This is a genomic window from Paenibacillus sp. GCM10012306, from assembly GCF_042649265.1.
GTDB lineage: Bacteria > Bacillota > Bacilli > Paenibacillales > Paenibacillaceae > Paenibacillus_AQ.
The window spans coordinates 211,851-234,820 of the sequence record NZ_JBHRYW010000008.1; the positions used below are offsets into that span (position 1 = coordinate 211,851).

The window sequence follows — 22,970 nt, forward strand, 5'->3', positions numbered from 1 at the left end:
GCCAATGATTAACGTCTGGAGATGATTTTTGTTGAAAAAGACATGGGGTATCGCTTCCGCCGTTGTCGGCATGCTCGCTACGGGTTCAGTAGGCGTATATGCTGGCAGCAATCTGCAGCAGATTCAAGCCTTCCTTAATCATGGCATCGCCATTCAGGTCAATGGGAATGCTTATGTACCATTAGATGGAAATGGCAAGAAGCTTGCGCCGATCACGTATGACGGTTTGACTTACCTGCCGACACGTGCCATTGCCGGAGCGCTTGGGGTTCCCGTGTCCTATGATGCAGTAGCCAACAAGGTGATCATCGGCAGTGACTCGGGAAGTACAGGCGGTTCGCCGACAAACAGTGTCAAGAAATCGAAGAATCTACCTGCAGATTTTCCGATATCCGGGGATGCCATTATTACGGATTTGACGGACAGTGTGGTGGACGGTAAGAAAAAGGCTGTACTGGTTTATTTGACAAAGGACAGCATTGAAACTGTTGGTAAAAAGTATACCGATTACGTCGATGGCAAGAACATCACCCAAGCCTCGAAGGTTATAGATAACCGCTCAATGATGATTACGGGTAAGCTGGGTGGCAAAAGCCCGGTCTCTATCATCGGAGGATTGTCTGCAACTAAAGCAGGATACACTGAAATTACGATTACATGGTCGGAAGGATAAAGGAAACTTCAATCCAAATTTACTTATACATTTACATAAGAAATGCAATATGAGCTGAACCCCATTTTCCGAATCCAAGCGGAGGGTGGGGTTTTATTTTAGGCAAGATCATAACGGTGACTGGTCTTTGTTGCTCCCTATCGAGAAGTTATAGCACGTTCTATTGATATTGCATACTTGAACCAGCTAATCAATTATACAGAGTGGGTTATTATAATGATTCCCGAAGTGTAATTAACGGCATCTTTGTACCTTAAATACTCTGCAGCTAAGGGTTAGTGGGAATTAAGTGCAGAATTGTATGTTAAATCCTCCCCAATACCCCTTTCAGCATGATTTTGGGAAAATTAAGATACAAAAATGCTCTTAGTTGGGAAGGTGGAGCCTTGTTTTAAAAAATCTCTGAATCGTCAAAACTGTAGAGAAAGAACTGCAGGAAAAGGGCGAAAGGAGAATGGCTATGAATACACAATCTCATCGACGTAGGGGACTGTCAGCGTGGTGCTTGGGCCTATGCGTTGCTGTGCTTATTGGATTAACCGGGTGCAGTACGGATGCGCCGACGTTGAAATATCAGGAAGTCAACAAGCTATCTACGCTGGATGGAGAGTTGGATCACTCCCCGGAGCCTTCACCGGTGTTGATAGATGTCTACGATCGCTCAATCCCGCAGGAGGTTTATTCGGGCGATTAGCCTATACCGCGTTGCCTGTGCTGCCAGCTAGACCTGAACTATACAGAAAAACGTATATTCTGTATAATAGACCGACTATTGTCTTTTACATAGAGAGGAGTTTTAAGGTCATGGCGGCAGAAATCGTACGTGTAACGAATGAGGAACAGCTCCGGCAGGGGTTTGATATTCGCAAGAAAGTGTTCGTGGAAGAACAAAAGGTACCGGAGGAAGAGGAGATCGATGAGTATGATGTGATCAGTCCGGATGTGCACCATATTCTGCTGATAGATGACGGGATTCCGGTGGCGACGGGGCGATTGATTTATTATAAAGAAGCTACGGCCAAAATGCAGCGAATCGCTGTGATGAAAGATTACCGCTCCAAAGGATATGGACGGGTGCTTCTGCTGGCGCTGGAGGAGCTTGCTCGTGAGCTTGGACTTCAGTACTCCATCCTGGACGGACAATGCCAGGCGGAGAATTTCTATCGCAAGCTGGGATATGAAGTGATCTCGACCGAGCCGTTCTACGATGCAGGTATTCTGCATGTGCGGATGCAAAAAACACTCTAGGTCCGCGTAGCTAGCATCCCTCTAGTCACGCGCATATTCCAATGAAGCTGCGGACATGCTAAAGGTTGCCTGATGATGGCAAATCTATGTCCAAGGAGTTGATCTTGCGTGACGATCAGCGATGAACGCGAACGTTTTATAGCGACCCAGAAGAACGGGGACGGGGATCTGACGAGCTTTCAGACCTCTTCCGGACGGGTGCTTGATTACGAGCAGGCACTGCAGGAAGTACAAGCTGGCAAAATTGCCGGAGTCAATGTGTTCAAAGGCAAGGACGGTGCGTTGCACATCCGCGGAGATGCGGATGGCGACCCGACTAATAATCTGGATCAGCTTCCGTTATTTTAGCGGTGATATTAATGGCCGGACAGGCGTCTTCTCGAAGGACGTTACTGTTCGGCTTTTTATTTATACATAGGACCATGAGTTATAAGGTGTACATCACATGTTGCTCCAGAAACTCCATCTCTCCGGTATGGCCTACATAATCTGGCTTTTCATCCCCATAGTGCATGAGGTAGATTACCCGCCGGACATCTTCCGGCAAGGATAACAATTCTTCCAGCGTCGTGTGAACATGTCCAGTTCCGCCAAGCTGACAGTCGTGTAGAATTCGGCGGATACCCTGTTCCCGTACCAGGTCAATTAGCAGATCAGGTTGAAATATAATATCTGCACTATAGAAAATATCGCCATTCACGATCATGGAATAGCTGTCTTTGCCTGGCACATGCGGGGTTTGCAGCAGTTCCAGGACAAGACCTTCCGACAAACGATGGGGAACGCCAGGAGATAGCGGTATAACGTCAAAGATATCCTCTAGTGAGGACGCAACGCCTTGTTGATACATGCCGCCCATCAGCGTATGGTCCCACAAGGGCTCTACCAGGGCTTCCGGCAAAAGGAGGGTCATCTTGCGATTGTATTTATGTTTGAGGGTGAGGGCCTGCTCTTCCAGTCCACCGACATGGTCGGCGTGGATATGGGTAATCAGTGTGGCATTGACATCCCGGAAGGATCTGCTTAGTTCGTGCATCGCCAGAGGGGCCGTAACGCCGCAGTCAATCATTAGGGTATAATTCTTGTCCAGGAGAAGCCCGTTGTTGTTGAAATAGTTTTTGGCGAGGGCGCTACCGGTACCAAGCATCTGCAGGCTTATACTCATCGGAAGAACCTCCAATAATAAGGGGATAGACATACTATATCATGGGTTTGTTTGCGTGATGTTATCATGCTGTAGGACAGGGATGAAACTTTTTCCTTCCACGAGCGCAACTTGCAGGGAGGAAGCTAGTATACATTAACAGTATGAATTACTTGGGGGTTTCTAGCGATGAGATGGAAAAAAATAGCTTTATGTGTGCTCGTCTTTTCCCTGATGGGCGGTTCGTTATTATTTGCTGATTCGGTGAGCCAGAAGATTAGAGTCTGGAGCAACGGAAAAGAAATTACGGACGGCGGTTATCTGATTGACGGGAAGACGTACATTCCTGCTCGGGAGGCAGGCGGAGTTGTAATCTGGGATGGCTCCGGTAAAGTAACCATTCTCAAACCGAATGTGCATATTGTCCTCTTCAAGGGTGACACAGTGTTCGGCAATGTGAATTTGGGTAAGCTTAAGTTTAAGGTGCTCTCGCAGGTAGATAGTCTAACAGACGAGATTTCTTCGGTCAAGGTGACGATCACAGACCCTTCGGGAAACACCAAGGACATCGACTCCCGCAACATGGAAGGAACGAAGAAAGAGGACTTCTGGTTCTCCAGCTCTGAGATTACGTATGACTTCAAGGAAACGGGAAAATACCGGGTAGGCTTCTATATCAGGCCAACTAAGAACGGAGATTACGTTCTTGTGTCGGAGAAAGTCATAACTGCACTAAATTAGTGAAGTTGGATCACTCCCAAAATTGACCTGAAGTTGTCCTACGTGTTACGATACGTTCTGTAGGCTAATACAATTCAAAGTGAGGTATTTCAATGAGCGATCACAAACATGAGCATGGCCATGAACATGGGGAAGCATGCGGTTGCGGACATGATCACGACCATGAGCACGAGGAGTTTGTGCTGACCTTGACGAACGAGCAGGGCGAAGATGTAGAGATGGTGCTGGTAGAAACGTTCGACGTAGGCGAGAAATTGTACGCGCTGCTGCTGGAACGCGAAAACCCTGAGGCGGACGGCATTATTCTGCGTCTGGAAGAAGAGAATGAAGAAATGGTGCTTTACAATATCGAAGATGAAGCTGAATGGAACGCTGTTGAAGAAGCATACAACGAGCTGCTCGCCCAGCAAGAATAGATTTTCGGTGATAGAAAAGGACTATTCTGGGATTTTCCTGGAAGTTGACTCTCATAAGCAAAAACCCGATACTTTGCAGTATCGGGTTTTTGTATGGTTGGCGATGGTGTGAAGAGAAAGCCGATCAGGAGATCGGATCGGCCTCTACAACTACCTTCACATTGGTGATGGTGCGGTCCTCAGGTCCTTTTACCGGCAACCCGATTTCTACATGGTCGATGATATAATCGATGTTATCTTGGGTAATAACTTCACCAGGGAGGAGAATCGGAATACCCGGCGGGTATACATAGATGAATTCCGCGATAATATAACCAGCAGATTCCCGGAATGGAACGAGCTGAGTGTCGGCGTAGAATGCATCTCTTGGAATCAGGGCAAGCTGTGGAATCTCTGGTACCTGAACCTTGAGCTCGTATATTTCTCCCTTGCTGTAATGAATGGCAGATAATACCCGCAAGGCAGCAATTAACTTGTCCACGGATTCTTGGGTATCACCAGGGGTAATAAGGCAAAGAATATTATACATGTCGCTCAGCTCGACTTCGATTTTGTACTTGTCACGCAGCCAGTTCTCCGCTTCATAGCCGGTGATACCGAGGTGGCGGACATGAATGTTCAATTTGGTTGGGTCATGGTCAAAAGTAGCTTCTGTCCCGAGAATTTCTTTGCCAAAGCTGTACAGGCCTTCAATGCTGTTGACAGCATCGCGGGCATAGTTGGACAGGCGAATCGCTTCCGCGGCAATCTGATGTCCATTCAGGGCGAGATTGCGTCTGGAGGTGTCCAATGAAGCAAGCAAAATGTAGGAAGTTGACGTCGTAGTCAGCATGCTGAGAATGGTCTGTACCCGCTGCGGGTTGATCAGGCCAGTCTTCGCATTGAGATTCAATACCGAGCTTTGGGTCATGGAGCCGCCCAGCTTGTGTACACTGGTAGCTGCCATATCCGCTCCGGCCTGCATGGCCGATGTCGGCAGATCTTCATGAAAATGAATCAGTACTCCATGCGCCTCGTCCACAAGTACGGGAATGCCGTGACTGTGGGCCAGATTCACAATGGAACGCAGGTCGGCGCATACGCCGAAATACGTCGGATTGATGACCAGAACGGCTTTGGCGTCCGAGTGACGCTTCAAGGCTCGCTCCAGGGCGCTGGTGGTTATGCCGTGATCTATCCCTAGATTCTCATCCTGAACAGGAGAGACGAACACAGGCTTGGCTCCGGAAAAAATAATGGCCGACATAACACTCTTATGAATGTTGCGCGGTACAATGATTTTATCACCGGGCGAGCAAACAGAGAGGATCATCGTCATGATAGCGCTGCTCGTGCCTTGTACGCTGAAATACGTGTAATCAGCGCCGAAAGCTTTCGCAGCCAGCTTCTGAGCTTCCTCTATTACGCCTTTGGGCTGATGAAGATCATCAAGCGGCGCAATATTGATCAGGTCTATGGATAGAGCATTATCGCCGATAAACTCACGGAATTCGGCATCGGTTCCTTGCCCCTTCTTATGCCCCGGAATATGGAATTGAACGGGATTGCCGGCGGCATGCTTTGTTAGAGCGTCGAAGAGGGGAGTACGGTGTTGATTCATTTAATGCTGTCACAACCTTTCGTGAAGAGTAATTTTTCAAGCAAGCATCAGTATAACAAATCACTGACCATAATACTAGGATGTGATAGAATGTCCGGCAAAGCACAGCAAATGCATATTAATTTAACTTCGCCGTTTATCGTAAAAATGTGGGTTATCATCTTTTTAGTGGAGTTTGTAAAAGGATCTCTGCTGGTTGCCCTGCTCCCTGTGTATATGGAGCATATTCTGGGACTGTCGGTCACCGTTGTCGGATTTTCCTTCGCGCTGCAGTATTTGGGAGATAACTTGTTCCGCAGTCCTTCAGGCTGGGTAATGGAACGAATCGGGTACCGCTGGACAATGACTGGCGCGCTGCTCTTGATTCTTCTGGCTTTAACCTTGATTATCGTTGCTAAAAATGCGGCGTTGCTGTCGTTGGCTTGCCTCATTCTGGGGATCGGGACATCCCCGCTCTGGCCTTGCGTGATGACGGGTGTAACGGAGCTGGCCGGTTCTACGCAGAGCGGCAGCAGTGGCGCAGCTATGGGCGCAGTAGAGATGGCCTCCCTGGCCGGGACCGGAATTGGTCCCATTACCGTGAACTTTCTCATGGATCATGGTGGCTACAGCTACCGCACGACCTTTTTCGTTCTGCTGGTCTGTGCGGTGGCTGTCATTGCAGTGGCTCTTCTACTGCCCAAGCGAATCGATCCAGCACATCCGGCATCTGTCAAGGGCGCCAATGCGGTGGACGGCGCAGACTTATCGTCCAAACAGACTCACCCGCTGCAGAGCCTGAAACGCACGCTGACGCAGCTCAAGACCTCGCTCAAGGTGAGCAGGCTGCTCTACCCGGCGCTCTTTCTGCAGGCGTTCGCCATCGGCTTAATGACACCGGTTGTCACGCTGTTCGCACGCACAGAGCTGCATGTCTCGCCGAATCAGTTCAGCCTGCTGCTCATTGCCGGAGGCGGGGTCACGGTGCTGACGCTTATTCCGGCAGGACGTCTTGTGGACCGTATCGGTACCTCCCTGTTCCTGAACATTGGCTTCTTATTGGCTGCGTTCTCCATGACACTGTTCTCGTTTGTACGCTGGTTGCCCTTTGTCTTCGGCGCCGTGGCACTGGTCGGTATCAGCTATGCGCTGATCCTCCCAGCCTGGAACGCTTTTCTGGCCAAGCAGGTGCCAAAGGGAGAACGCGGAACGGTATGGGGATTGTTCCTGACCCTCCAAGGCTCCGGAATGGTCGCTGGCCCGGTGCTATCCGGTAAGCTCTGGGATGCGGTGGGTCACGGGGTGCCCTTCCTGGTCAGCGCTTTTGTGATGCTGCTGCTGTTCGGATTGCACCTACTTATCGTACGTAGAACGGGCAGGAAGGTTCAGGCGCTCTAAGCAGTTGCTGCATCAAGCAGGCTGACACTATAACAAAAGCCGCCTGTTGCACGGATGGATTCCGTACAACAGGCGGCTTTTTACAGGAATTGAAGCGGATGAAGCTGCAAAGCCTTTTAGAATGAATAGCGATACAACGGGAGAAGAGTCTCGAAGGTCTCCTGAATCACATGGAGCAGCTTGTCTCCGTCGCTTAATATAGGATCGTCCCGATCAATACGCAGACCGCAGGTGACTTCAGCTTTCTTGACCTCTTTCAGCTTGCGCGCCAGCTCGTCATATTGCTTGTCCCCCATCTCGGCTTGAAGGGTTCCGCGTGGATCCAGGTGATCTGTCGACCAGAAGTAATTGCCGGGCAGCTGCTGGCGGATAGCTTTACGATGTCTGTTCAACGCTTCGGCAAACACTGTTTTGTTGGAGCTTTCATAGATAATGGCGAAGACTACGAACAAATGACTATGGAACATTCCTACCTGGAAATGGGGCAACGCTTTATATCCGCGTTTGTTGGGCCCCCAGGCGACCCAAGTGTCATTAGGGGCATGGACGGTACGCCGGGCATGCTTGGCAACATGGGGGAACATTTCTTCCCCGCAGAGCGCGGACAGTACCGGGACCAGTTCGGAGCCCAGGTCAGTCAGCTTCGGGCGAACCCGGGCAATCAGAGCGTCCATCCGCGGCTCTAGGCCGGGAATATGAAATACATCAAAGTCTTCCTCAGTAAATCCGGTGAATGGCATGGCGTTTCTCCTTGTAATCGGTTTGCGGCCTGCTCCAAAGCCGCCTACTTGCGGGATAATTGTACGAAAACGTTTGGAGCAGTGCCGTTGCGGGTAAAAATAGTCAATAAACCAAGTTACCGCTACATAAACTGAAGTATAAAATAAGAGTAAGAGTAACGCAAAACGCATTTTGTCGCCAGTGGAGGTTCTGTGATCATTGTTACTTCCGGATCAACGTGGCTTAGGCTTGTGAAGCTGGCTTTGCCGGAGCAAAGCAGTTAGGGGGGAGTGCCATGAACAAAAACGACGAGGTGGAATATTGCAATCTGGAGCTGAGGTTTGAACGAGAGCATATCCAGGACCTGATTAAGGATTTGATTCAAGAAGGCTATTCCCTGTATTGGAGCGAGAACGAGAATGTCTTTGTTATATCCGTTCGTACAGGACGCAAGCTGGTGAAGCTGCGCTTTCAGCGGATCAAGGAGGGCTACAAGCTGGTCGGAGATTATATGATCCGCGATGCCCGGCTGTCCGAGTGGATGGAGAAGCTGATCGGCGACAAGCGGGGCCACGCCATTGTTAAGCGGTTCCGCGACCGGCAGATTATCATTGAGAATATTTTATTTGGCGAAGTGATCCGGCTTGTGGAAATCTCCGGTTATCAGCAGCGTGTACTGTATCAGAAGGGACCGTTATTGTCAGATCAGGAGCTGACGAAGCTGTTCTATTCGGTGGAAGGGGAGGAGCGAATTCGTTCTTGCCGGATTGAGGTTGACGAGCAGCTGGACCTGCTGAGTGAGGCACTGGCTGCTGGAGATGCCGTACAGGCTGCCGAGTGTAAAGAGAAACTTGCCTTATTGATCAAGGAATTGAACATGCTGGAATGGTGAATGCGGACGCCAAGAGCAGATGCTGAGGCACCCTGTGGCTTTAGGGTGTCTTCTGTTTGCGCTGAATTTATACGTTCAGGGGGTTCACTTCTGTGCGTAAAAACGTTAAAATAGTCATTGTGAATCTATTCCTGCCGAGAGCGAGAGAATAAAACGCTTCTCTATTTCGCCATGTGCTTTGCAGTCTCTGGCAAAGGGTGGTATTCTTACATATAGGCAAGTCAAGCTTGTCTATATTTCGACAGGAACGGACAGGCAGTACCTACAAAGGGAGACAATGCCGTTTCTTCTCGATTCAGCGAGAAAATGGATTTCACAAAAATATAGGGTGCAAAGGGTGGAGGACCAGATGGCAAAACAACAAATCGGCGTTATTGGCTTGGCGGTAATGGGTAAGAACTTGGCTCTAAACATCGAGAGCAAAGGCTTTTCCGTATCGGTATTCAACCGTTCGCCGGAGAAGACTCATGAGCTTCTGAAAGAGGCAGAAGGCAAGAATTTGACAGGTGCCTTCTCCGTTGAGGAGTTTGTAGCTTCCTTGGAAACGCCGCGCAAAATTTTGATCATGGTACAAGCTGGTAAAGCAACTGATGCGACAATTGAGTCCTTGCTGCCACATCTTGACCAAGGCGATATCATCATCGACGGAGGTAATGCTTACTTCCCTGACACTGTTCGTCGCAGCAAAGATTTGGAAGAGAAAGGTTTCCGCTTCATCGGCGCAGGGGTATCCGGTGGTGAAGAGGGCGCACTTAAAGGACCTTCCATCATGCCAGGCGGACAAGAGAGCGCGTATAAGCTCGTAGAACCAATCTTGACAGCTATTTCCGCTAAAGTGAACGGAGAGGCTTGCTCTACATATATCGGACCGGACGGTGCTGGTCACTATGTGAAAATGGTGCACAACGGTATCGAGTACGGCGACATGCAGCTGATCGGTGAAGCTTACCATTTGCTCAAAGACGTACTTGGTCTGGATGCTAAAGAACTGCACAGCATCTTCAAGGAATGGAATAGCGGTGAGCTGGATAGCTACCTGATCGAGATCACTACTGACATCTTCGCACAATATGACGAAGAAACTGGCAAGCCAATGGTGGATGTTATTCTTGACGCTGCTGGTCAAAAGGGTACAGGTAAATGGACAAGCCAAAGCTCCTTGGATCTTGGCGTACCATTGTCCATGATTACAGAATCTGTATTCTCCCGCTTCTTGTCTGCTATGAAGGACGAGCGCGTAGAAGCAAGCAAAGTGCTTAGCGGACCTGATGCTCCGAAATTTGAAGGCGACAAGGCTGAATTCATTGAAAACGTGCGTAAAGCATTGTTCGCAAGTAAAATCGTATCCTACGCTCAAGGCTTTGCACAGCTTCGTGTAGCTTCCGATGAATATAATTGGGATCTGAAATACGGCGAGCTGGCTAAAATCTGGCGCGGCGGTTGTATCATCCGTTCCCGTTTCCTTCAGAACATCACTGATGCTTACCAAACTAACCCAGATCTGAAGAACCTGTTGCTTGATCCGTTCTTCAAGAACATCATGACTACTTACCAAGATGCTTGGCGTAAAGTTATCACTGCAGCGGTTGCTCAAGGTGTACCGGTTCCTGGTTTCTCCAGCGCGCTGGCTTATTACGACAGCTACCGTACAGAGCGTCTGCCTGCGAACCTGCTTCAGGCTCAACGCGATTACTTCGGCGCTCACACCTTCAAACGTGTGGACAAAGAAGGCGTGTTCCACCACAACTGGTTGTCTGCTGAATAAGACAATTGAAATAGCCGTAACGGGCGGCCCGGAAGGCCCTGCAACAAGGGGAACCTTCCGGGCTTTTTTTAAACAAACATGATATCCCGCTTGGCGACAGGCCAAGGAAAGCCGATTGTCTAATCTTTTAACCCTGTGTTATGATATGACAAATGTCGCGGCTTGGAGGAACGCAATGACTTCAAATAACATTATTCTAGTAGGCATGATGGCCACAGGAAAGTCTACGGTTGGAGCTATTTTGGCAGAGGAACTGGGCTATGAACTGGTCGACCTCGACCATGTCATTGCCGAGAGTGAAGACCGGAGTATTCCAGAGATATTCGCAGAGCATGGCGAAGGCTACTTCAGAAGGCTTGAATCACAGACACTGGAGCGTATGCTGCAAGGGGAGAAACAGATCATTTCAACCGGAGGCGGTGCTGTACTGGCGCCCGGAAATGCAGAGCTGATGCTGAAGCACGGTCTGGTGGTGGCGCTGACCGCCACAGAGGAAGAGATTTTCGCACGTACTAGTGAAAATCATGATCGTCCGCTGCTCGCCGGCAACGCGAAAGAACGGATCGCACGCATCATGGAAGAGCGCCGTAATGCTTACCGTTTCGCGCATTGCACGGTCGATACAACGGGGCTTACTGCTGTAGAAGTGTCTCAGCATATTTTAATGCATCACCGCGGTTGAGCTTTTAAGTATATTGGCGAGGCTTAGCCCTCCGCAGTTTCATTCCAATCAATCATGCCACCGCTCAGGTTGGCAATCGAGTTATAACCGAATTGCTGCTGCAGGTATTCGCAGACACGTTGGCTGCGGGCACCGGAACGGCAAATGAAGACGACCTCAGCATCGGCGGGAATTTCCTCTGTCCGCTGCGGGATCTCACCCATTGGGATATGTTGTGCGCCATCTATCATGCCGAAGGCAACCTCATCATCTTCGCGCACGTCGATAAGGACAAGGTCTTCGCCAGTGGCTAGACGGTGCCGTAATTCCTGTGCTGTAATTTGGGGAATAGGGTTCATGGTTGTGACCTCTTTTCGTCAGAAGAATGGTTTAATGATAACACAAGCATGGAATACCGTGTCAAACGGAGCCATACACCCGACTTATTTATACAAAAAGGAGCGCTAATTACTATGGACGTTATTGTCAGACCCACGCCAAACCTGCAAGGTGAAATCGGAGCCCTCTCTTCTAAAAACTACACCACCCGTTATCTGCTGGTTGCTGCCCTTTCTGAAGGGACCAGCACAATCTATCATCCGGCTCACAGTGAGGACAGTGATGCTATCCGCCGCTGTATCGCCGATCTAGGCGCAGTGCTAACTGAAGATGAAGAGAAGATTGTCGTGCAGGGCTTCGGTGCACGCCCGAGCAATGTTAAGGAACTGAATGTAGGCAATGCCGGAGCAGTACTGCGCTTCCTAATGGCTGTCGCTGCCCTTAGCCCTGAAGTTACCTTCGTGAACACGTACCCGGATTCTCTGGGCAAGCGCCCGCATGATGATCTCATTACCGCACTAGGCCAAATTGGCGTAGAGGTAGAGCATAACGAAGGCAAACTGCCGATCACCATCCGCGGCGGCAAGCCAAAAGGTGGAAAAATCACCGTTTCTGGTGCGGTCAGCTCCCAGTATCTCAGCGCACTGCTCTTCCTGACGCCTTTGCTGGAAGAGGACAGCGAGATTATCGTACTGGATGATCTGAAATCGAAAGTGGTTGTAGGGCAGACGCTGGAAGTTCTGGAGCAGGCGGGAATCGTGGTGCATGCTGCTGACGATTACATGTCGTTCAAGGTGCCAGGCGGCCAAAAGTATGCTGCCAAGACTTACACGGTGCAAGGAGACTATCCGGGTTCTGCAGCTGTACTTGCTGCTGCGGCAGTAACAAAATCGGATGTGACGATTCAGCGCCTTGCCGAGAAGAGTAAGCAGGGAGAGCGAGCAATTGTCGACGTATTGCGGATGATGGAAGTTCCGCTTACTCATGAGAATGACGTTGTACATGTGCAGGGTAACGGCATTCTGAAGGCTGTTGAGTTCGACGGAGATGCGGCGACGGATGCTGTACTGGCTATGGTAGCCGCTGCAGTATTTGCGGAGGGGACTTCACGCTTCTACAATGTAGAGAACCTGCGCTACAAGGAATGCGACCGGATCACCGACTATCTGGCAGAGCTGACCCGCGCTGGAGCGAAGGTTGAGGAGCGCCGCGACGAGATTATCGTACACGGACAACCGGACGGGGTTGAAGGCGGAGTGACGATCAACGCTCACTATGATCACCGGGTGATCATGGCGCTGACTGTTGTCGGCTTGCGGGCACGCCAGCCGCTGCTAATCAAGGATGCGCATCACGTGGCCAAGTCGTACCCACAATATTTTGACCATCTGAAGGCGCTTGGTGCCGATGTGGAATGGGTAAAATAACTAGACAGGGAGCCACGCTTCCCAAGATTTGATGATGCACCATATGATGAGATCAACCTTATTTAGAAAAGGGGATATGAACATGGGCTTTGAGAATCCTTCCCGGGAGCAGATCGGAGATATTCTGGCATCTGCGGGGAATATTGCAGTGGTCGGGTTGTCTGATAAAACTGATCGCACTTCCTATATGGTAGCAGGGGCGATGCAGAGCAGAGGATACCGGATTATCCCGGTCAATCCTACAGTAGATGGGGAAATCCTTGGTGAGAAGTGTTACCACACGCTGGCGGAGATTCCTGAACCGGTAGATATCGTCAACGTCTTCCGTCGCAGTGAGTATTGTGCAGAGGTCGCGCAGGAGGCTGCAGACATCGGCGCACGTGTGCTCTGGCTGCAGCAAGGCATCATCAATCAAGAAGCGGCGGATATTGCCGCAGCGAACGGCATGACGGCTATCATGGACCGCTGTATCAAGGTGGAGGAAGCCATTACGATGCACGGGCGCAGCCGCGTGTAAGCACAGCATCATGTTCAAACTGGAGTCTGTCTAGGCTTAAAACGCCCTTCTACCGCAAGTTATTTGTGGTGAAGGGCGTTTTTGATAAATAAACGATGCACAAACCAGCGGACATTCAGTATAATAGATGTCTGTGAGCAATCTTGGAAATGATAAATGTATTCTTTTGACAAAACCTGCCGCAGCGCGTACCATTTATTATAGTAAGAAAGGAGAGGGTCGCCTTGAATTGGCTCGGATCTTTGCAGCAATTGGGCAGAGCCATAATGCTTCCTACCATGGTGCTTCCGGCCGCAGCCATACTGCTGAGTGTTGGCAGCCTGCCGTGGTCTGCATGGGGACTTTCTTCAGTATCCGAAGTGGCTACATATGCTGGGCAAGGGGTATTCTACTTTATGCCCTATCTGTTCGCAGTAGGGGTGGCTTGGGGACTATCCAACCAGGCCGGACCAGCAGGGCTGGCCGCTCTCGCAGGTATGTTCACCTACGACCGGATCGTGTCGGGGATGGGAGATGGCCATGTTCAGCCCGCAACACTTATCGGAATTCTGCTCGGGATTGTCGCCGGGGTAGCACATAACCGGTTCAAAAATATTAAGCTTCCAGAAGCGATTCAGTTTTTTGGCGGGTCGCGCTTTGTTTTGCTGTTCATGGGGCTGTTCTCAGCCCTGTTCGCTTGGGTGATGCTCGGTCTTGCTCCGCTGCTCCAAAGCGGACTGGATCAACTGTTCCAGGGAATTCTGAGGACCGGCGGCTATGGCGTATTCCTGTACGGGGTGCTATATAGGGTGCTGACAGCCTTTGGGCTGCATCATATCCTGAACAATGTGTTCTGGTTCCAGATGGGCACGTATACGACGCCTGACGGTAGCTCTGTTGTACAGGGCGATCTGCCGCGCTTTTTCGCAGGTGACCCTACAGCGGGGATTTTCATGGCGGGACTATTCCCGATTATGATGTTCGCGCTCCCGGCCATTGCGTTTGCGATCATTCAGGAAGCTCGTGAAGACCTGAAGCCGAAGATTAAAAAGACGTTTTTGCGTGCGGCACTGGTGTGTTTTTTAACCGGGGTGTCGGAGCAGATCGAATTTGCCTTTCTGTTCGCTTCGCCGTATCTGTTCGCTGTACATACCGTCATGTCGGGTCTGGCCATGGTGCTAACTTATTCACTGGGTATTCATCACGGATTCTCATATTCTGCCGGGGCCATTGATTTCTTTCTGAATCTTCACTTGTCCCAACGGGCGTGGTTATTGATCCCGATAGGAATCGGTTATGGCATTGTTTATTATAATTTGTTCCGCTGGGCGATCCGCCGCTTTCAGATCCCGACTCCAGGTCGCGAGGAAGGCTCGGAGCTTGGCGATTGGGCAGGTAATATACCGTATCAGGCTCCTCTTATTCTGGAGGCACTTGGCGGCAAGGAGAACATCGTACAGGTACAGGCCTGCATTACCCGGCTGCGCCTGACTGTTCATAATGACCGCTATGTGGATGCCGGGGCGCTCAAAGGTCTTGGGTCTGCCGGGATCATTAAGCTGGGTGGCGGCAATGTGCAGGTGGTATTCGGAACCTATTCGGAGCTGATCCGCGAGGAGATCAATAAGCTGCTGCTGCGCGATCTGCCGCAGGTGCTGTTCAGTGCCCCGATGCAGGGCCGGATGCTGCCGATCGAGGAAGTGCCGGATCATATTTTTGCGGCCAAGCTGGTTGGCGATGGGGTGGCTTTTTTCCCGGAAAAAGGCGAGCTGGTCTCTCCAGTCTTCGGCAAGGTCATGCACGTATATCCAACCATGCATGCCGTGGGTATCTCGACACCGGAAGGGCTTGAGGTACTGATGCACATCGGTATAGATACCTCGCAGCTGAAAGGGCCGTTCGAGGCCGTTGTGCAGGAGGGAGACAGTGTGGAACCCGGTCAGCTGCTGGTCAAATTTGACCTCGGCTATCTGCGGGAGCATGCAGCTTCACTCGCTACACCGATGGTGATTACGAACCCTGACCGTGTGAAATCCTGGAGCTATGCTCCATTCAAAAATGTGAAAAAGGGGCAAACTTCTGTAATGTCCGTTGTATTACACGAAAGTAATGTTGGAGGGATTGAAGCATGATACAAGGCATAGGCGCCGCAGCAGGTGTTGCCATCGGGAAGGCTTTTGTCCTGCCCAATTGGGAATGGAGCCTACCGGACACGCAAGTCAACCCGGTAGATCTCGCTAAAGAATTTGAGCGTTTATACGAAGGTATCCGCACCTCCAGAGATGAAATTGAATTTATTAAAAGAGAGTTCAGAGAAGTCGTCGGACCGGAAGAGTCCAGTATTTTCGACGCTCACCTGGCCATCCTCGATGATCCGGTGTTCATGAGTGAGATTCGGGGGATTATTGAACGTCAGTACAAGGCAGCAGAGGTGGCGGTCAAGGAGGCTATCGACCATTTTGTAGCTATGTTCGACCTGCTTGACGACGAGTACATGAAGGAGCGGGCGGTGGACATCAAGGATGTCGGCAATCGTCTTCTGAAGCATTTGCTGGGCGCACCTGAGGTCACCCTCCCGTCCGACACTCAGCCGTATATTCTCGTTGCGAAGGAGCTATCTCCATCTCAGCTGGCTCATTTGAATCCTACTTATGTCCTTGGCATCGTGACGATGATGGGCGGCAAGACGTCGCATTCCTCGATCATGGCCCGGGCACTGGGGATTCCACTTGTTGCGGGGCTTGAGAACAAACTTTCAAATCCCATTCAGACCGGAGATATGCTGGTCATTGACGGAGATAACGGGTCGGTGCAGCTGCATCCGGACGAGGCGACGGTGATCGATTACACTTCTATCCGTGATAAACAGCATAAAAAGCGGGAGCAACTAGAACTGCTGGCCACGGTGGAAGCCGTGACAAGAGACGGGGTGAACCTGCGTCTGGCTGGCAATATCAGTTCGGTGAAGGAACTGAATCTGGCACTGAAATATGGCGCAGAAGGTGTGGGATTATTCCGCACGGAATTCCTCTACATGGATCGTGACTCCTTCCCAAGTGAAGAAGAACAGTTCGAAGTGTACAAACTGGTGGCGGAGAAGGTGGGCGATCATCCGGTGGTGATTCGCACCCTTGATATCGGCGGAGACAAGCATCTGGATTATTTCCAGCTGGCAGAGGAGCAGAATCCGTTCCTGGGGTATCGCGCGATCCGTATCAGTCTAGACCGAAAGGACATGTTCAAGACCCAGTTGACCGCGATTTTGCGGGCCAGTGTCTATGGAAAGGTCAAGATGATGTTCCCCATGATTTCTTCTCTGGAAGAAGTGCAGGCAGCCAAAGCTGTGCTGGCCGAAGTTATGGAGGAACTGGAACAGCGAGGCGTTCCCTTTGACCGGAATATTCCGGTCGGGATTATGGTCGAAGTACCAGCGGCAGTCATGATCGTGGATATTTTGGCTGAGGAAGTGGATTTCTTCAGTATCGGTACGAATGATCTGGTGCAGTATGTACTGGCGGTAGACCGCATGAACGAGCAAATTGCCCATATGTATCATCCTTATCACCCCGCAGTTCTCCGTTTGATCCGTATGACGGTGGAAGCGGCGAAGCATGCCGGGATTGAGGTTAGCGTATGCGGGGAAATGGCTGCGGACGAGCGTTCGCTGCCGCTGTGGCTGGAGCTAGGTATTAATAATCTTAGCATGTCGCCACAGGCGCTGCTGAAGGTGAAGCACCGCACGCTGAACACCGTCGCCGCTGAGGCTCGGGAAGTAGCAAAGGCCTGCTTCCGAATGCGTACAAGCTCAGAGACGGAAGCGAAGCTCAGCGCGTATGCCAAGATTAGTGCCACTGCGCTTGGGAGCAGTTCGGAAGCGAAGGAGAAGACCTCCTGAGGCTGCCGAATACCTGTTGTAGCGTCAATAGCAGATACAGATATTGGATTGAAGAGGCTGTCTTATAACAGGCATATTCCTTGATGAGAAGCCCATTTACTTAAAAATAATGCGAAAATAGAACATGGCGGTGTCCAGGAGATTTCCTGAACCCGCCATGTTCTATTTGTGTTTGACCACATTTTGGAACAAGGGAATGGGCAACCCCAAACTAGAGCCAACCCAACCCAACCCAAAGCCAAAGCCAAAGCCAAAGCCAAAGTCAAAGCCAAAGTCAAAGCCAACCCCACTCGGTCATCGGGCGTGCAGATCAGGTGAAATAAAAGTGAATATCATGCAGCGCTTAAACAACTGGAAAAACTCCTGTTATTGATTCGAAAAAAGAAGTGTTTCCAAAAATAACTGGAAATTCTCCCGTTAATCCATAGGATCCCTCTCGATTTTCTTATAAAGTCGAAGAATAACTGGAGAAATTCCTGTTAATTCGAGAAAAAACCTTGAAAGGGGAGAATTAACGGTACATTTTCCTGTTAAACCAGAGCCAAGCTTTCAAGCTAGCAATGAGGACCTGCGCCGGGCTCTGATCAGTCCATCATGCTGCGCTGCGCGACATGCGTACGGCGGTTCAAGGTCTCGTTCTATTTGCAATGCCTGAGCTTCAGGTTTTGCGTTTGAACTGGGGCCTGCTCTACCGCATCCACTTTTTGAATTGGTGTGATAAAGCTCCCCTTTAGCATAACAGCGTTTATGATTATATCTGTCTACCGTGAGAGGGGCGTCTTCGTCTAGGATTAACTCTATTAATGGACATGTTTTGCTGTCTTGCTTGAAGGGGAGCGTTCGCTTTTGGAACCACCCCTGTTTATATTATAGAGAGGTTTATTTTTCCAAATAGTAAAACCGTTTGTGTCTTGTCGCAGTCAATATATAGGAGAGCACAACGCCAGAGGGTTTGGCAAAAATGCTGCATGAAAGGAGTAACGCTGGGTAATGGAGAGTATAATGACAGCCAAAACAATGGATACAGGCGAAGCGGAAGCCTTTATGCTAATGGTGCAGGAGCAACAAAGACTTCTGTATGGGATCGCCTACAGTTATTTACGAAGTGAAGCGGATGCACTTGAAGTGCTACAAGAGGCTACTTGTCGGGCCTGGATCAAGCGAAGGAGCCTGAAAGATCCGACACGGTTCACCCCTTGGCTCATTCGAATTGTTATCAATTGCTGCAATGATGAGCTTAAACGGAGGAAGCGGGTACTGACCGTGAAGCCAGCAGGATCGGCAAGCGACATAATGGAAATGAAAAGCGATCTAAGACTGGATATGGAGCTGGCGCTGGATGGGATGAAGCCAAAGTATCGACAGGTGCTTGTACTCAAGTATTACAGGGACATGACTATCACAGAGATTGCGGAAATATTGGACAAGCCAGAAGGAACGATCAAAACCTGGCTGAACAAAGGACTAAAGCATTTGCGTGGCAAAATGAAAATTAAGGGGGAAGTATGATATGGCTCTGCGCGAGGAGAAACTTCTTGAAGATTATTTTCACGGGTTGTCATTAGAAGCGGAACGGATACCGGAGTCCCGGATTCATGCGAATGTTCGTCTTGCCCTAAACAGGAGATCACAACATGCCAGAACGTTATGGAAAAAGCGCCTGTGGACAGCAACAACCGCTGCGGTAATTGCCGTGCTCTTACTGGCTTCTGTGGGTTCATGGGTGGTAGAAGGTACGGGGCTGCGGAGTGCGCTCAGTTCTTTTTCGAAGAGTGATCCACTGGGGGCATACCAGGCCATTTTAACTTCAGATACTACAGTATCATCAGCGATTAAGGCGGGATTGATGCAGCGGGTGGATGTCTCCTCCTTGGAAAAAGAGGGTCATGTGCTGACAATTGACGGTATAGCAGCCGATGCTATGGGTATCATTATTCTCTACTCTGTAGACAACAAGACAGACCAAATAACAAAGACCCACCAGATGTCATTGACAGATAGTAAGGGAGCGGTAATAGGTTCTGAACTAATTGGAATGCATCAGAATCTTCGCTTAGGCACTACCCTGAATGTAACACGCCTGACTTGGACGGGAGATGCCAATAATTTACCGGACGAAGTGGAGGTTCAGATTGAACTCGCCAAGAGCGCCGGGAATGATCAGCAGCCTGTTACTCCGGAGCAGCTTATCAACTTATCTGTACCCATCAAAATAGACAAGAAGGCAATGGCAGAGAGCGGACAATCTATTGCATTTAATCAACCCTTAACGGTTGCTGGGCAAACGATACATATCAAGCAAGTGTATGCGGGTGTTACCGGCATCTATGTAGAGACTGCATATGATAAGGATAATACCCAGGATGTTTTCGGAATGCTGAACCCGCGAATATTACTGGGAGATGAATCAGAATACCAAGGGTTTTATCTGCCGCAGCGAATCCGGAAAGAGGGAAGGGAATTTAGTGTATTTAGTAATGATAGTACTGTTCCCAAAGCACCGCTGCGTCTGACTGTTGACGGAATCTATGCCTTGGAGCCTTCCAAGAGAGAACTAGTCATTGATACAGATAGGCAGCAAATTGTGAAAGCACCAGATAATGCACTCACAGTAGAAATAGTACAGGATTCCGCTGAGTATCAATTAATTGTTTTGAAGCATCATTTAACAGATAGTAACAAATTAAGCCGTGATGGCAATTTAATCATGAACATGTCGTTTAAGGATGGCAAGGGACAAGTCCATGAATATGATCAGTCTCCTCACAACTTTGACCTTACTAATTTATTAAAATCCAAACCAACGGAGTTGAATGAATCCGGCCTTAATCTGTATTTTATCGGAAAAGAAAAACTTCCTCAGCCGTTGACGTTTACGCTGGACAGCTATCCTAACGCCATTAAGAACGTAAAGACCATTCGGTTGCGGTGATAGACGCTGAAAAAAACAGCAGGCCCTGCACTTCAAGACAAGCTTGAAGGAGGGCCTGCTATGTATTCTTTTAAGGCTTAACGTGCGTCTTTACTCCCCAGCCAGTGCGTCGCAAAAGGCTTTGCCGTATGGCGGTAAATCGGGCGGACGGCGGGCGGAGATAATGTGTCCGTCAGTCACAACAGGTTCATCCTTCCAGATGGCGCCTGCATTCTCCATATCATCGCGGATTCCGGGAGTAGAAGTAACGGTCACACCCTCCAGGATTTTTGCCGAAATGAGCACCCAGCCGGCGTGGCAAATCTGCCCGATCGGTTTCTTGGCTGCATGGAAATCCTGTACGAGCTTCAGCACTTTACTGTAGCGGCGGATTTTGTCGGGCGCCCAGCCGCCTGGTACTAGAATGCCGTCATAATCGGCGGCGTCAAGCTCGTCCCAGGAATATTCGGCTTTGGCGGGAACACCATATTTGCCGATGTAAGTTTTATCTTTTTCGAGTCCAGCCAGATGAACCTCCGCGCCTTCCTCCCGCACCCGGTAGACAGGGTACCAAAGCTCCAAATCCTCAAATTCGTCATCCACTAGTGCAATGACCTTCTTGCCGTGTAGTCTCATTACTGGAGTCTCCTTCCTGCATCTATTAGCTATTCTCATTCATTCTATCAAATTTAAAATTTTAAGTCACACAAGCTGTGGATATGTATAGTTCAATTGCCAAATTAATCATTATATGCAAATGAGAAGGATTCGGGAGGGCGAAGTCGAATATAGAAGTAAAAAGTCGGAACCTGCGTGCTTTTTAATATAGGCTTGAGGTGTGGCAGATGTGGAAAGATAACTTGATGGAAAAAGCATGCGGTTGCGGCGGTGACATGACTATACATATGCATACGCTTGTGTACAACACAAAGATCAAAATCACAGATGTGCCCGTCTATACTTGTGAGAGTTGTTCGCGTTATGAACCGCTACCCGTCATCAAGCCAGCATTGGGCGAACTAGTGCAGCAATTGGGGATAGAAGGAATTGCGGGCAGCAAGGTATCCTTGGCGGACGGCAGTGAATGGGCCTTTGTACTGAAAGAGACGTTTTCTAAATTTAGTGGCGAGAGTTTATCGGAACTTGAAGAGGAGATCCGCAAGACGGTTCAGAGCCGAATTGATCTTTTGCTGGACATTTACAGGTTCGCGGGGAACTCTGGGGATGGTGAATGGATGCGTGAAACGGGTGAGCGACTGTCACAATTGACCTTGAGATCGACACAAAGTGTCAAATAAGTTACAGGAAAAGGATGAGCAGTGGATGTTTTCTTGTTTTCAGGAAATTTTTCTGCAAAATCAATGAAAATTTTTCACGAAAGTTGGATTTTTCACTCACTTTTTGTTACGATAGAAAGAGGTTACATGATTGCACCAATAGGGACGCGGGTTGAATGACGTTCCGAGGTAATGCTTCTGCCATGAAAAGATTTTTGAAAGGAAAATGAAGCGTTATCATTGCACAAATGTACAAAGTGTCGTATCATAATTTTAATTAGTCGAACGATAAAATTTATCGCAATGGAGAGAGTAATTTGACGGTAACCATTTACGATGTAGCGCGAGAAGCAGGCGTATCTATGGCTACGGTATCACGGGTTGTGAACAATAACCCCAACGTGAAGCCGCAGACCCGGAAGAAAGTGTTTGAAGCGATTGAGCGTTTGGGCTATCGTCCAAATGCCGTGGCAAGAGGACTTGCCAGTAAGAAAACGACAACTGTCGGTGTCGTAATTCCTGATATTTCCAACTCGATATTTGCAGAAATTGCACGCGGGATTGAAGATATTGCCAACATGTATCATTACAACATCATTCTCTGTAACGCGGACAAGCGCAAAGAGAAGGAGATTCGTGTTATTAACACATTGCTTGAGAAACAAGTGGACGGGCTGCTCTTCATGGGCGGTACAGTAACGGATGAGCATATTCAGGCATTCCAGACTTCTGCTGTTCCAATTGTGCTCTGCGCAACCCGTGACGAGAAGGGAACGTATCCATCTGTGGATATCGACCACGAAACGGCAGCTTTCGACGCGGTGAACACCTTGATCCGCCACGGACACCGTGAAATTGCTATGATTAGTGGCACTCTGCAGGATCCGGCGAACGGCTATGCTCGATTCCAGGGGTACAAGAAAGCCTTGGAAGCAGCTGGCATTGAGTATCAAGAAGATTTGGTGCGTATCGGTAACTATCGTTACGAATCCGGTGTCGAGGCCATGAAGTACTTCCTCGGCCTGAAGAAGAAGCCAACCGCGATCTTTGCCGCAACGGATGAAATGGCGATCGGTGCCATTCATAGTATCCAGGACGAAGGTCTGAAAGTCCCAGATGATTTCTCGATCATCAGTGTCGACAACATTCGGATGGCCTCCATGGTCCGTCCGCTGCTGACAACCGTAGCCCAGCCAATGTACGACTTGGGTGCGGTAGCAATGAGACTTTTAACAAAGCTTATGAAGAAAGAGACCGTAGAGAATGCCCGTGTTATTTTGCCGCATGAGACGATTCTCCGGTTGTCTGTCAATCATCTGAATAAGTAATTACGGATTTGGATATGTATAGCATGGAAAGCTCCTTCTGGAGCTTTTTATGCTTTATAC

The 22,970-nt window shown here is 49.5% G+C and carries 23 protein-coding genes; 18 read left to right on the forward strand and 5 right to left on the reverse strand.

Features of this window, described 5'->3' with window-relative positions; all coding sequences use genetic code 11:
* The first annotated feature begins 31 nt into the window (after positions 1–31).
* The 4 genes from ACFORK_RS18635 (at position 32) to ACFORK_RS18650 (ending at position 2,269) form a co-directional block, all read left to right on the forward strand.
* Positions 32–673, forward strand: coding sequence for a stalk domain-containing protein (locus tag ACFORK_RS18635; protein WP_379201658.1), 642 nt, complete (start codon positions 32–34; stop codon positions 671–673).
* A 460-nt stretch (positions 674–1,133) separates the two neighbouring features.
* Positions 1,134–1,367 (forward strand): hypothetical protein, encoded by a 234-nt coding sequence (locus tag ACFORK_RS18640; protein ID WP_379201660.1) that lies wholly within the window; start codon positions 1,134–1,136, stop codon positions 1,365–1,367.
* Between the two features lie 110 nt (positions 1,368–1,477).
* Entirely contained in the window at positions 1,478–1,921 is a 444-nt protein-coding gene (locus tag ACFORK_RS18645; RefSeq protein WP_379201662.1) for a GNAT family N-acetyltransferase, read from the forward strand.
* A 114-nt stretch (positions 1,922–2,035) separates the two neighbouring features.
* Complete coding sequence (locus ACFORK_RS18650) at positions 2,036–2,269, forward strand: DUF3892 domain-containing protein (protein WP_175374823.1); 234 nt, start codon at positions 2,036–2,038, stop codon at positions 2,267–2,269.
* A 79-nt stretch (positions 2,270–2,348) separates the two neighbouring features.
* Here the strand turns inward: ACFORK_RS18650 and ACFORK_RS18655 are convergent, their stop codons facing one another.
* Positions 2,349–3,086: an MBL fold metallo-hydrolase gene (locus tag ACFORK_RS18655; protein ID WP_379201664.1), complete on the reverse strand. Its 738-nt coding sequence runs from the start codon at positions 3,084–3,086 to the stop codon at positions 2,349–2,351.
* A gap of 168 nt (positions 3,087–3,254) precedes the next feature.
* Between ACFORK_RS18655 and ACFORK_RS18660 the strand changes: the two genes are divergently transcribed.
* Together ACFORK_RS18660 and ACFORK_RS18665 are read left to right on the forward strand one after the other, a co-directional pair.
* On the forward strand, positions 3,255–3,806 hold the full coding sequence (locus tag ACFORK_RS18660; protein WP_379201666.1) for a copper amine oxidase: 552 nt from the start codon (positions 3,255–3,257) through the stop codon (positions 3,804–3,806).
* Between the two features lie 92 nt (positions 3,807–3,898).
* Positions 3,899–4,222: a DUF1292 domain-containing protein gene (locus ACFORK_RS18665; RefSeq protein WP_379201668.1), complete on the forward strand. Its 324-nt coding sequence runs from the start codon at positions 3,899–3,901 to the stop codon at positions 4,220–4,222.
* 124 nt (positions 4,223–4,346) lie between these two features.
* Here ACFORK_RS18665 and ACFORK_RS18670 read toward each other — a convergent pair whose 3' ends face one another.
* On the reverse strand, positions 4,347–5,822 hold the full coding sequence (locus ACFORK_RS18670) for an aminotransferase class I/II-fold pyridoxal phosphate-dependent enzyme (RefSeq protein ID WP_379201670.1): 1,476 nt from the start codon (positions 5,820–5,822) through the stop codon (positions 4,347–4,349).
* Positions 5,823–5,912: 90 nt separating this feature from the next.
* On the opposite strand from ACFORK_RS18670, the gene ACFORK_RS18675 reads away from it, so the two are divergent.
* The gene (locus tag ACFORK_RS18675; RefSeq protein WP_379201672.1) at positions 5,913–7,199 is read left to right on the forward strand and encodes an MFS transporter; all 1,287 of its coding nucleotides are present in this window, start codon (positions 5,913–5,915) and stop codon (positions 7,197–7,199) included.
* Between the two features lie 116 nt (positions 7,200–7,315).
* On the opposite strand, the gene ACFORK_RS18680 is transcribed toward ACFORK_RS18675, so the two are convergent.
* Positions 7,316–7,939 (reverse strand): YktB family protein, encoded by a 624-nt coding sequence (locus tag ACFORK_RS18680; protein ID WP_379201674.1) that lies wholly within the window; start codon positions 7,937–7,939, stop codon positions 7,316–7,318.
* Between the two features lie 275 nt (positions 7,940–8,214).
* Between ACFORK_RS18680 and ACFORK_RS18685 the strand changes: the two genes are divergently transcribed.
* From ACFORK_RS18685 to ACFORK_RS18695, 3 genes are all read left to right on the forward strand, one after another.
* Positions 8,215–8,811, forward strand: a complete 597-nt coding sequence (locus ACFORK_RS18685) for a hypothetical protein (protein ID WP_379201676.1) — start codon at positions 8,215–8,217, stop codon at positions 8,809–8,811.
* A 349-nt stretch (positions 8,812–9,160) separates the two neighbouring features.
* Positions 9,161–10,576, forward strand: coding sequence for an NADP-dependent phosphogluconate dehydrogenase (gene gndA / locus ACFORK_RS18690; protein ID WP_379201678.1), 1,416 nt, complete (start codon positions 9,161–9,163; stop codon positions 10,574–10,576).
* Positions 10,577–10,751: 175 nt separating this feature from the next.
* The gene (locus tag ACFORK_RS18695; protein ID WP_379201680.1) at positions 10,752–11,258 is read left to right on the forward strand and encodes a shikimate kinase; all 507 of its coding nucleotides are present in this window, start codon (positions 10,752–10,754) and stop codon (positions 11,256–11,258) included.
* A 23-nt stretch (positions 11,259–11,281) separates the two neighbouring features.
* On the opposite strand, the gene ACFORK_RS18700 is transcribed toward ACFORK_RS18695, so the two are convergent.
* Positions 11,282–11,596 carry a rhodanese-like domain-containing protein gene (locus ACFORK_RS18700; protein WP_379201682.1) on the reverse strand — a complete coding sequence of 105 codons (315 nt, stop codon included), beginning with the start codon at positions 11,594–11,596 and terminating at the stop codon, positions 11,282–11,284.
* 114 nt (positions 11,597–11,710) lie between these two features.
* Here ACFORK_RS18700 and aroA point away from each other — a divergent pair, with 114 nt between their 5' ends.
* The 6 genes from aroA (at position 11,711) to ACFORK_RS18730 (ending at position 20,326) form a co-directional block, all read left to right on the forward strand.
* Entirely contained in the window at positions 11,711–13,003 is a 1,293-nt protein-coding gene (gene aroA / locus ACFORK_RS18705) for a 3-phosphoshikimate 1-carboxyvinyltransferase (protein WP_379201684.1), read from the forward strand.
* Positions 13,004–13,085: 82 nt separating this feature from the next.
* Entirely contained in the window at positions 13,086–13,520 is a 435-nt protein-coding gene (locus ACFORK_RS18710; RefSeq protein WP_379201686.1) for a CoA-binding protein, read from the forward strand.
* Between the two features lie 224 nt (positions 13,521–13,744).
* Positions 13,745–15,631: a glucose PTS transporter subunit IIA gene (locus tag ACFORK_RS18715; RefSeq protein WP_379201688.1), complete on the forward strand. Its 1,887-nt coding sequence runs from the start codon at positions 13,745–13,747 to the stop codon at positions 15,629–15,631.
* On the forward strand, positions 15,628–17,394 hold the full coding sequence (gene ptsP, locus ACFORK_RS18720; RefSeq protein WP_379201690.1) for a phosphoenolpyruvate--protein phosphotransferase: 1,767 nt from the start codon (positions 15,628–15,630) through the stop codon (positions 17,392–17,394). Before ACFORK_RS18715 ends, ptsP begins: the two co-directional genes overlap by 4 nt.
* Positions 17,395–18,396: 1,002 nt before the next feature.
* Complete coding sequence (locus tag ACFORK_RS18725; protein WP_379201692.1) at positions 18,397–18,903, forward strand: RNA polymerase sigma factor; 507 nt, start codon at positions 18,397–18,399, stop codon at positions 18,901–18,903.
* A gap of 1 nt (position 18,904) precedes the next feature.
* Positions 18,905–20,326, forward strand: a complete 1,422-nt coding sequence (locus ACFORK_RS18730; protein WP_379201694.1) for a DUF4179 domain-containing protein — start codon at positions 18,905–18,907, stop codon at positions 20,324–20,326.
* A 90-nt stretch (positions 20,327–20,416) separates the two neighbouring features.
* Here ACFORK_RS18730 and ACFORK_RS18735 read toward each other — a convergent pair whose 3' ends face one another.
* Entirely contained in the window at positions 20,417–20,941 is a 525-nt protein-coding gene (locus ACFORK_RS18735) for a type 1 glutamine amidotransferase domain-containing protein (protein ID WP_379201697.1), read from the reverse strand.
* A gap of 227 nt (positions 20,942–21,168) precedes the next feature.
* On the opposite strand from ACFORK_RS18735, the gene ACFORK_RS18740 reads away from it, so the two are divergent.
* Together ACFORK_RS18740 and ccpA are read left to right on the forward strand one after the other, a co-directional pair.
* Positions 21,169–21,603 carry a hypothetical protein gene (locus ACFORK_RS18740; RefSeq protein ID WP_379201699.1) on the forward strand — a complete coding sequence of 145 codons (435 nt, stop codon included), beginning with the start codon at positions 21,169–21,171 and terminating at the stop codon, positions 21,601–21,603.
* Positions 21,604–21,899: 296 nt separating this feature from the next.
* Entirely contained in the window at positions 21,900–22,910 is a 1,011-nt protein-coding gene (gene ccpA, locus ACFORK_RS18745) for a catabolite control protein A (RefSeq protein ID WP_066370851.1), read from the forward strand.
* Positions 22,911–22,970: the final 60 nt, after the last annotated feature.

What these genes read in the sequence shown, in the direction of transcription:
- ptsP (WP_379201690.1), top strand. Translation starts at nt 15,628, where the DNA reads ATGATACAAGGCATAGGCGCCGCAGCAGGTGTTGCCATCGGGAAGGCT.
- ACFORK_RS18695 (WP_379201680.1), top strand. Translation starts at nt 10,752, where the DNA reads ATGACTTCAAATAACATTATTCTAGTAGGCATGATGGCCACAGGAAAG.
- ACFORK_RS18730 (WP_379201694.1), top strand. Translation starts at nt 18,905, where the DNA reads ATGGCTCTGCGCGAGGAGAAACTTCTTGAAGATTATTTTCACGGGTTG.
- ACFORK_RS18685 (WP_379201676.1), top strand. Translation starts at nt 8,215, where the DNA reads ATGAACAAAAACGACGAGGTGGAATATTGCAATCTGGAGCTGAGGTTT.
- ACFORK_RS18740 (WP_379201699.1), top strand. Translation starts at nt 21,169, where the DNA reads ATGGAAAAAGCATGCGGTTGCGGCGGTGACATGACTATACATATGCAT.
- gndA (WP_379201678.1), top strand. Translation starts at nt 9,161, where the DNA reads ATGGCAAAACAACAAATCGGCGTTATTGGCTTGGCGGTAATGGGTAAG.
- ACFORK_RS18680 (WP_379201674.1), bottom strand. Translation starts at nt 7,939, where the DNA reads ATGCCATTCACCGGATTTACTGAGGAAGACTTTGATGTATTTCATATT.
- ACFORK_RS18665 (WP_379201668.1), top strand. Translation starts at nt 3,899, where the DNA reads ATGAGCGATCACAAACATGAGCATGGCCATGAACATGGGGAAGCATGC.
- aroA (WP_379201684.1), top strand. Translation starts at nt 11,711, where the DNA reads ATGGACGTTATTGTCAGACCCACGCCAAACCTGCAAGGTGAAATCGGA.
- ACFORK_RS18670 (WP_379201670.1), bottom strand. Translation starts at nt 5,822, where the DNA reads ATGAATCAACACCGTACTCCCCTCTTCGACGCTCTAACAAAGCATGCC.
- ACFORK_RS18735 (WP_379201697.1), bottom strand. Translation starts at nt 20,941, where the DNA reads ATGAGACTACACGGCAAGAAGGTCATTGCACTAGTGGATGACGAATTT.
- ACFORK_RS18640 (WP_379201660.1), top strand. Translation starts at nt 1,134, where the DNA reads ATGAATACACAATCTCATCGACGTAGGGGACTGTCAGCGTGGTGCTTG.
- ACFORK_RS18655 (WP_379201664.1), bottom strand. Translation starts at nt 3,086, where the DNA reads ATGAGTATAAGCCTGCAGATGCTTGGTACCGGTAGCGCCCTCGCCAAA.
- ACFORK_RS18675 (WP_379201672.1), top strand. Translation starts at nt 5,913, where the DNA reads ATGTCCGGCAAAGCACAGCAAATGCATATTAATTTAACTTCGCCGTTT.
- ACFORK_RS18660 (WP_379201666.1), top strand. Translation starts at nt 3,255, where the DNA reads ATGAGATGGAAAAAAATAGCTTTATGTGTGCTCGTCTTTTCCCTGATG.
- ACFORK_RS18700 (WP_379201682.1), bottom strand. Translation starts at nt 11,596, where the DNA reads ATGAACCCTATTCCCCAAATTACAGCACAGGAATTACGGCACCGTCTA.
- ACFORK_RS18645 (WP_379201662.1), top strand. Translation starts at nt 1,478, where the DNA reads ATGGCGGCAGAAATCGTACGTGTAACGAATGAGGAACAGCTCCGGCAG.
- ACFORK_RS18725 (WP_379201692.1), top strand. Translation starts at nt 18,397, where the DNA reads ATGACAGCCAAAACAATGGATACAGGCGAAGCGGAAGCCTTTATGCTA.
- ACFORK_RS18710 (WP_379201686.1), top strand. Translation starts at nt 13,086, where the DNA reads ATGGGCTTTGAGAATCCTTCCCGGGAGCAGATCGGAGATATTCTGGCA.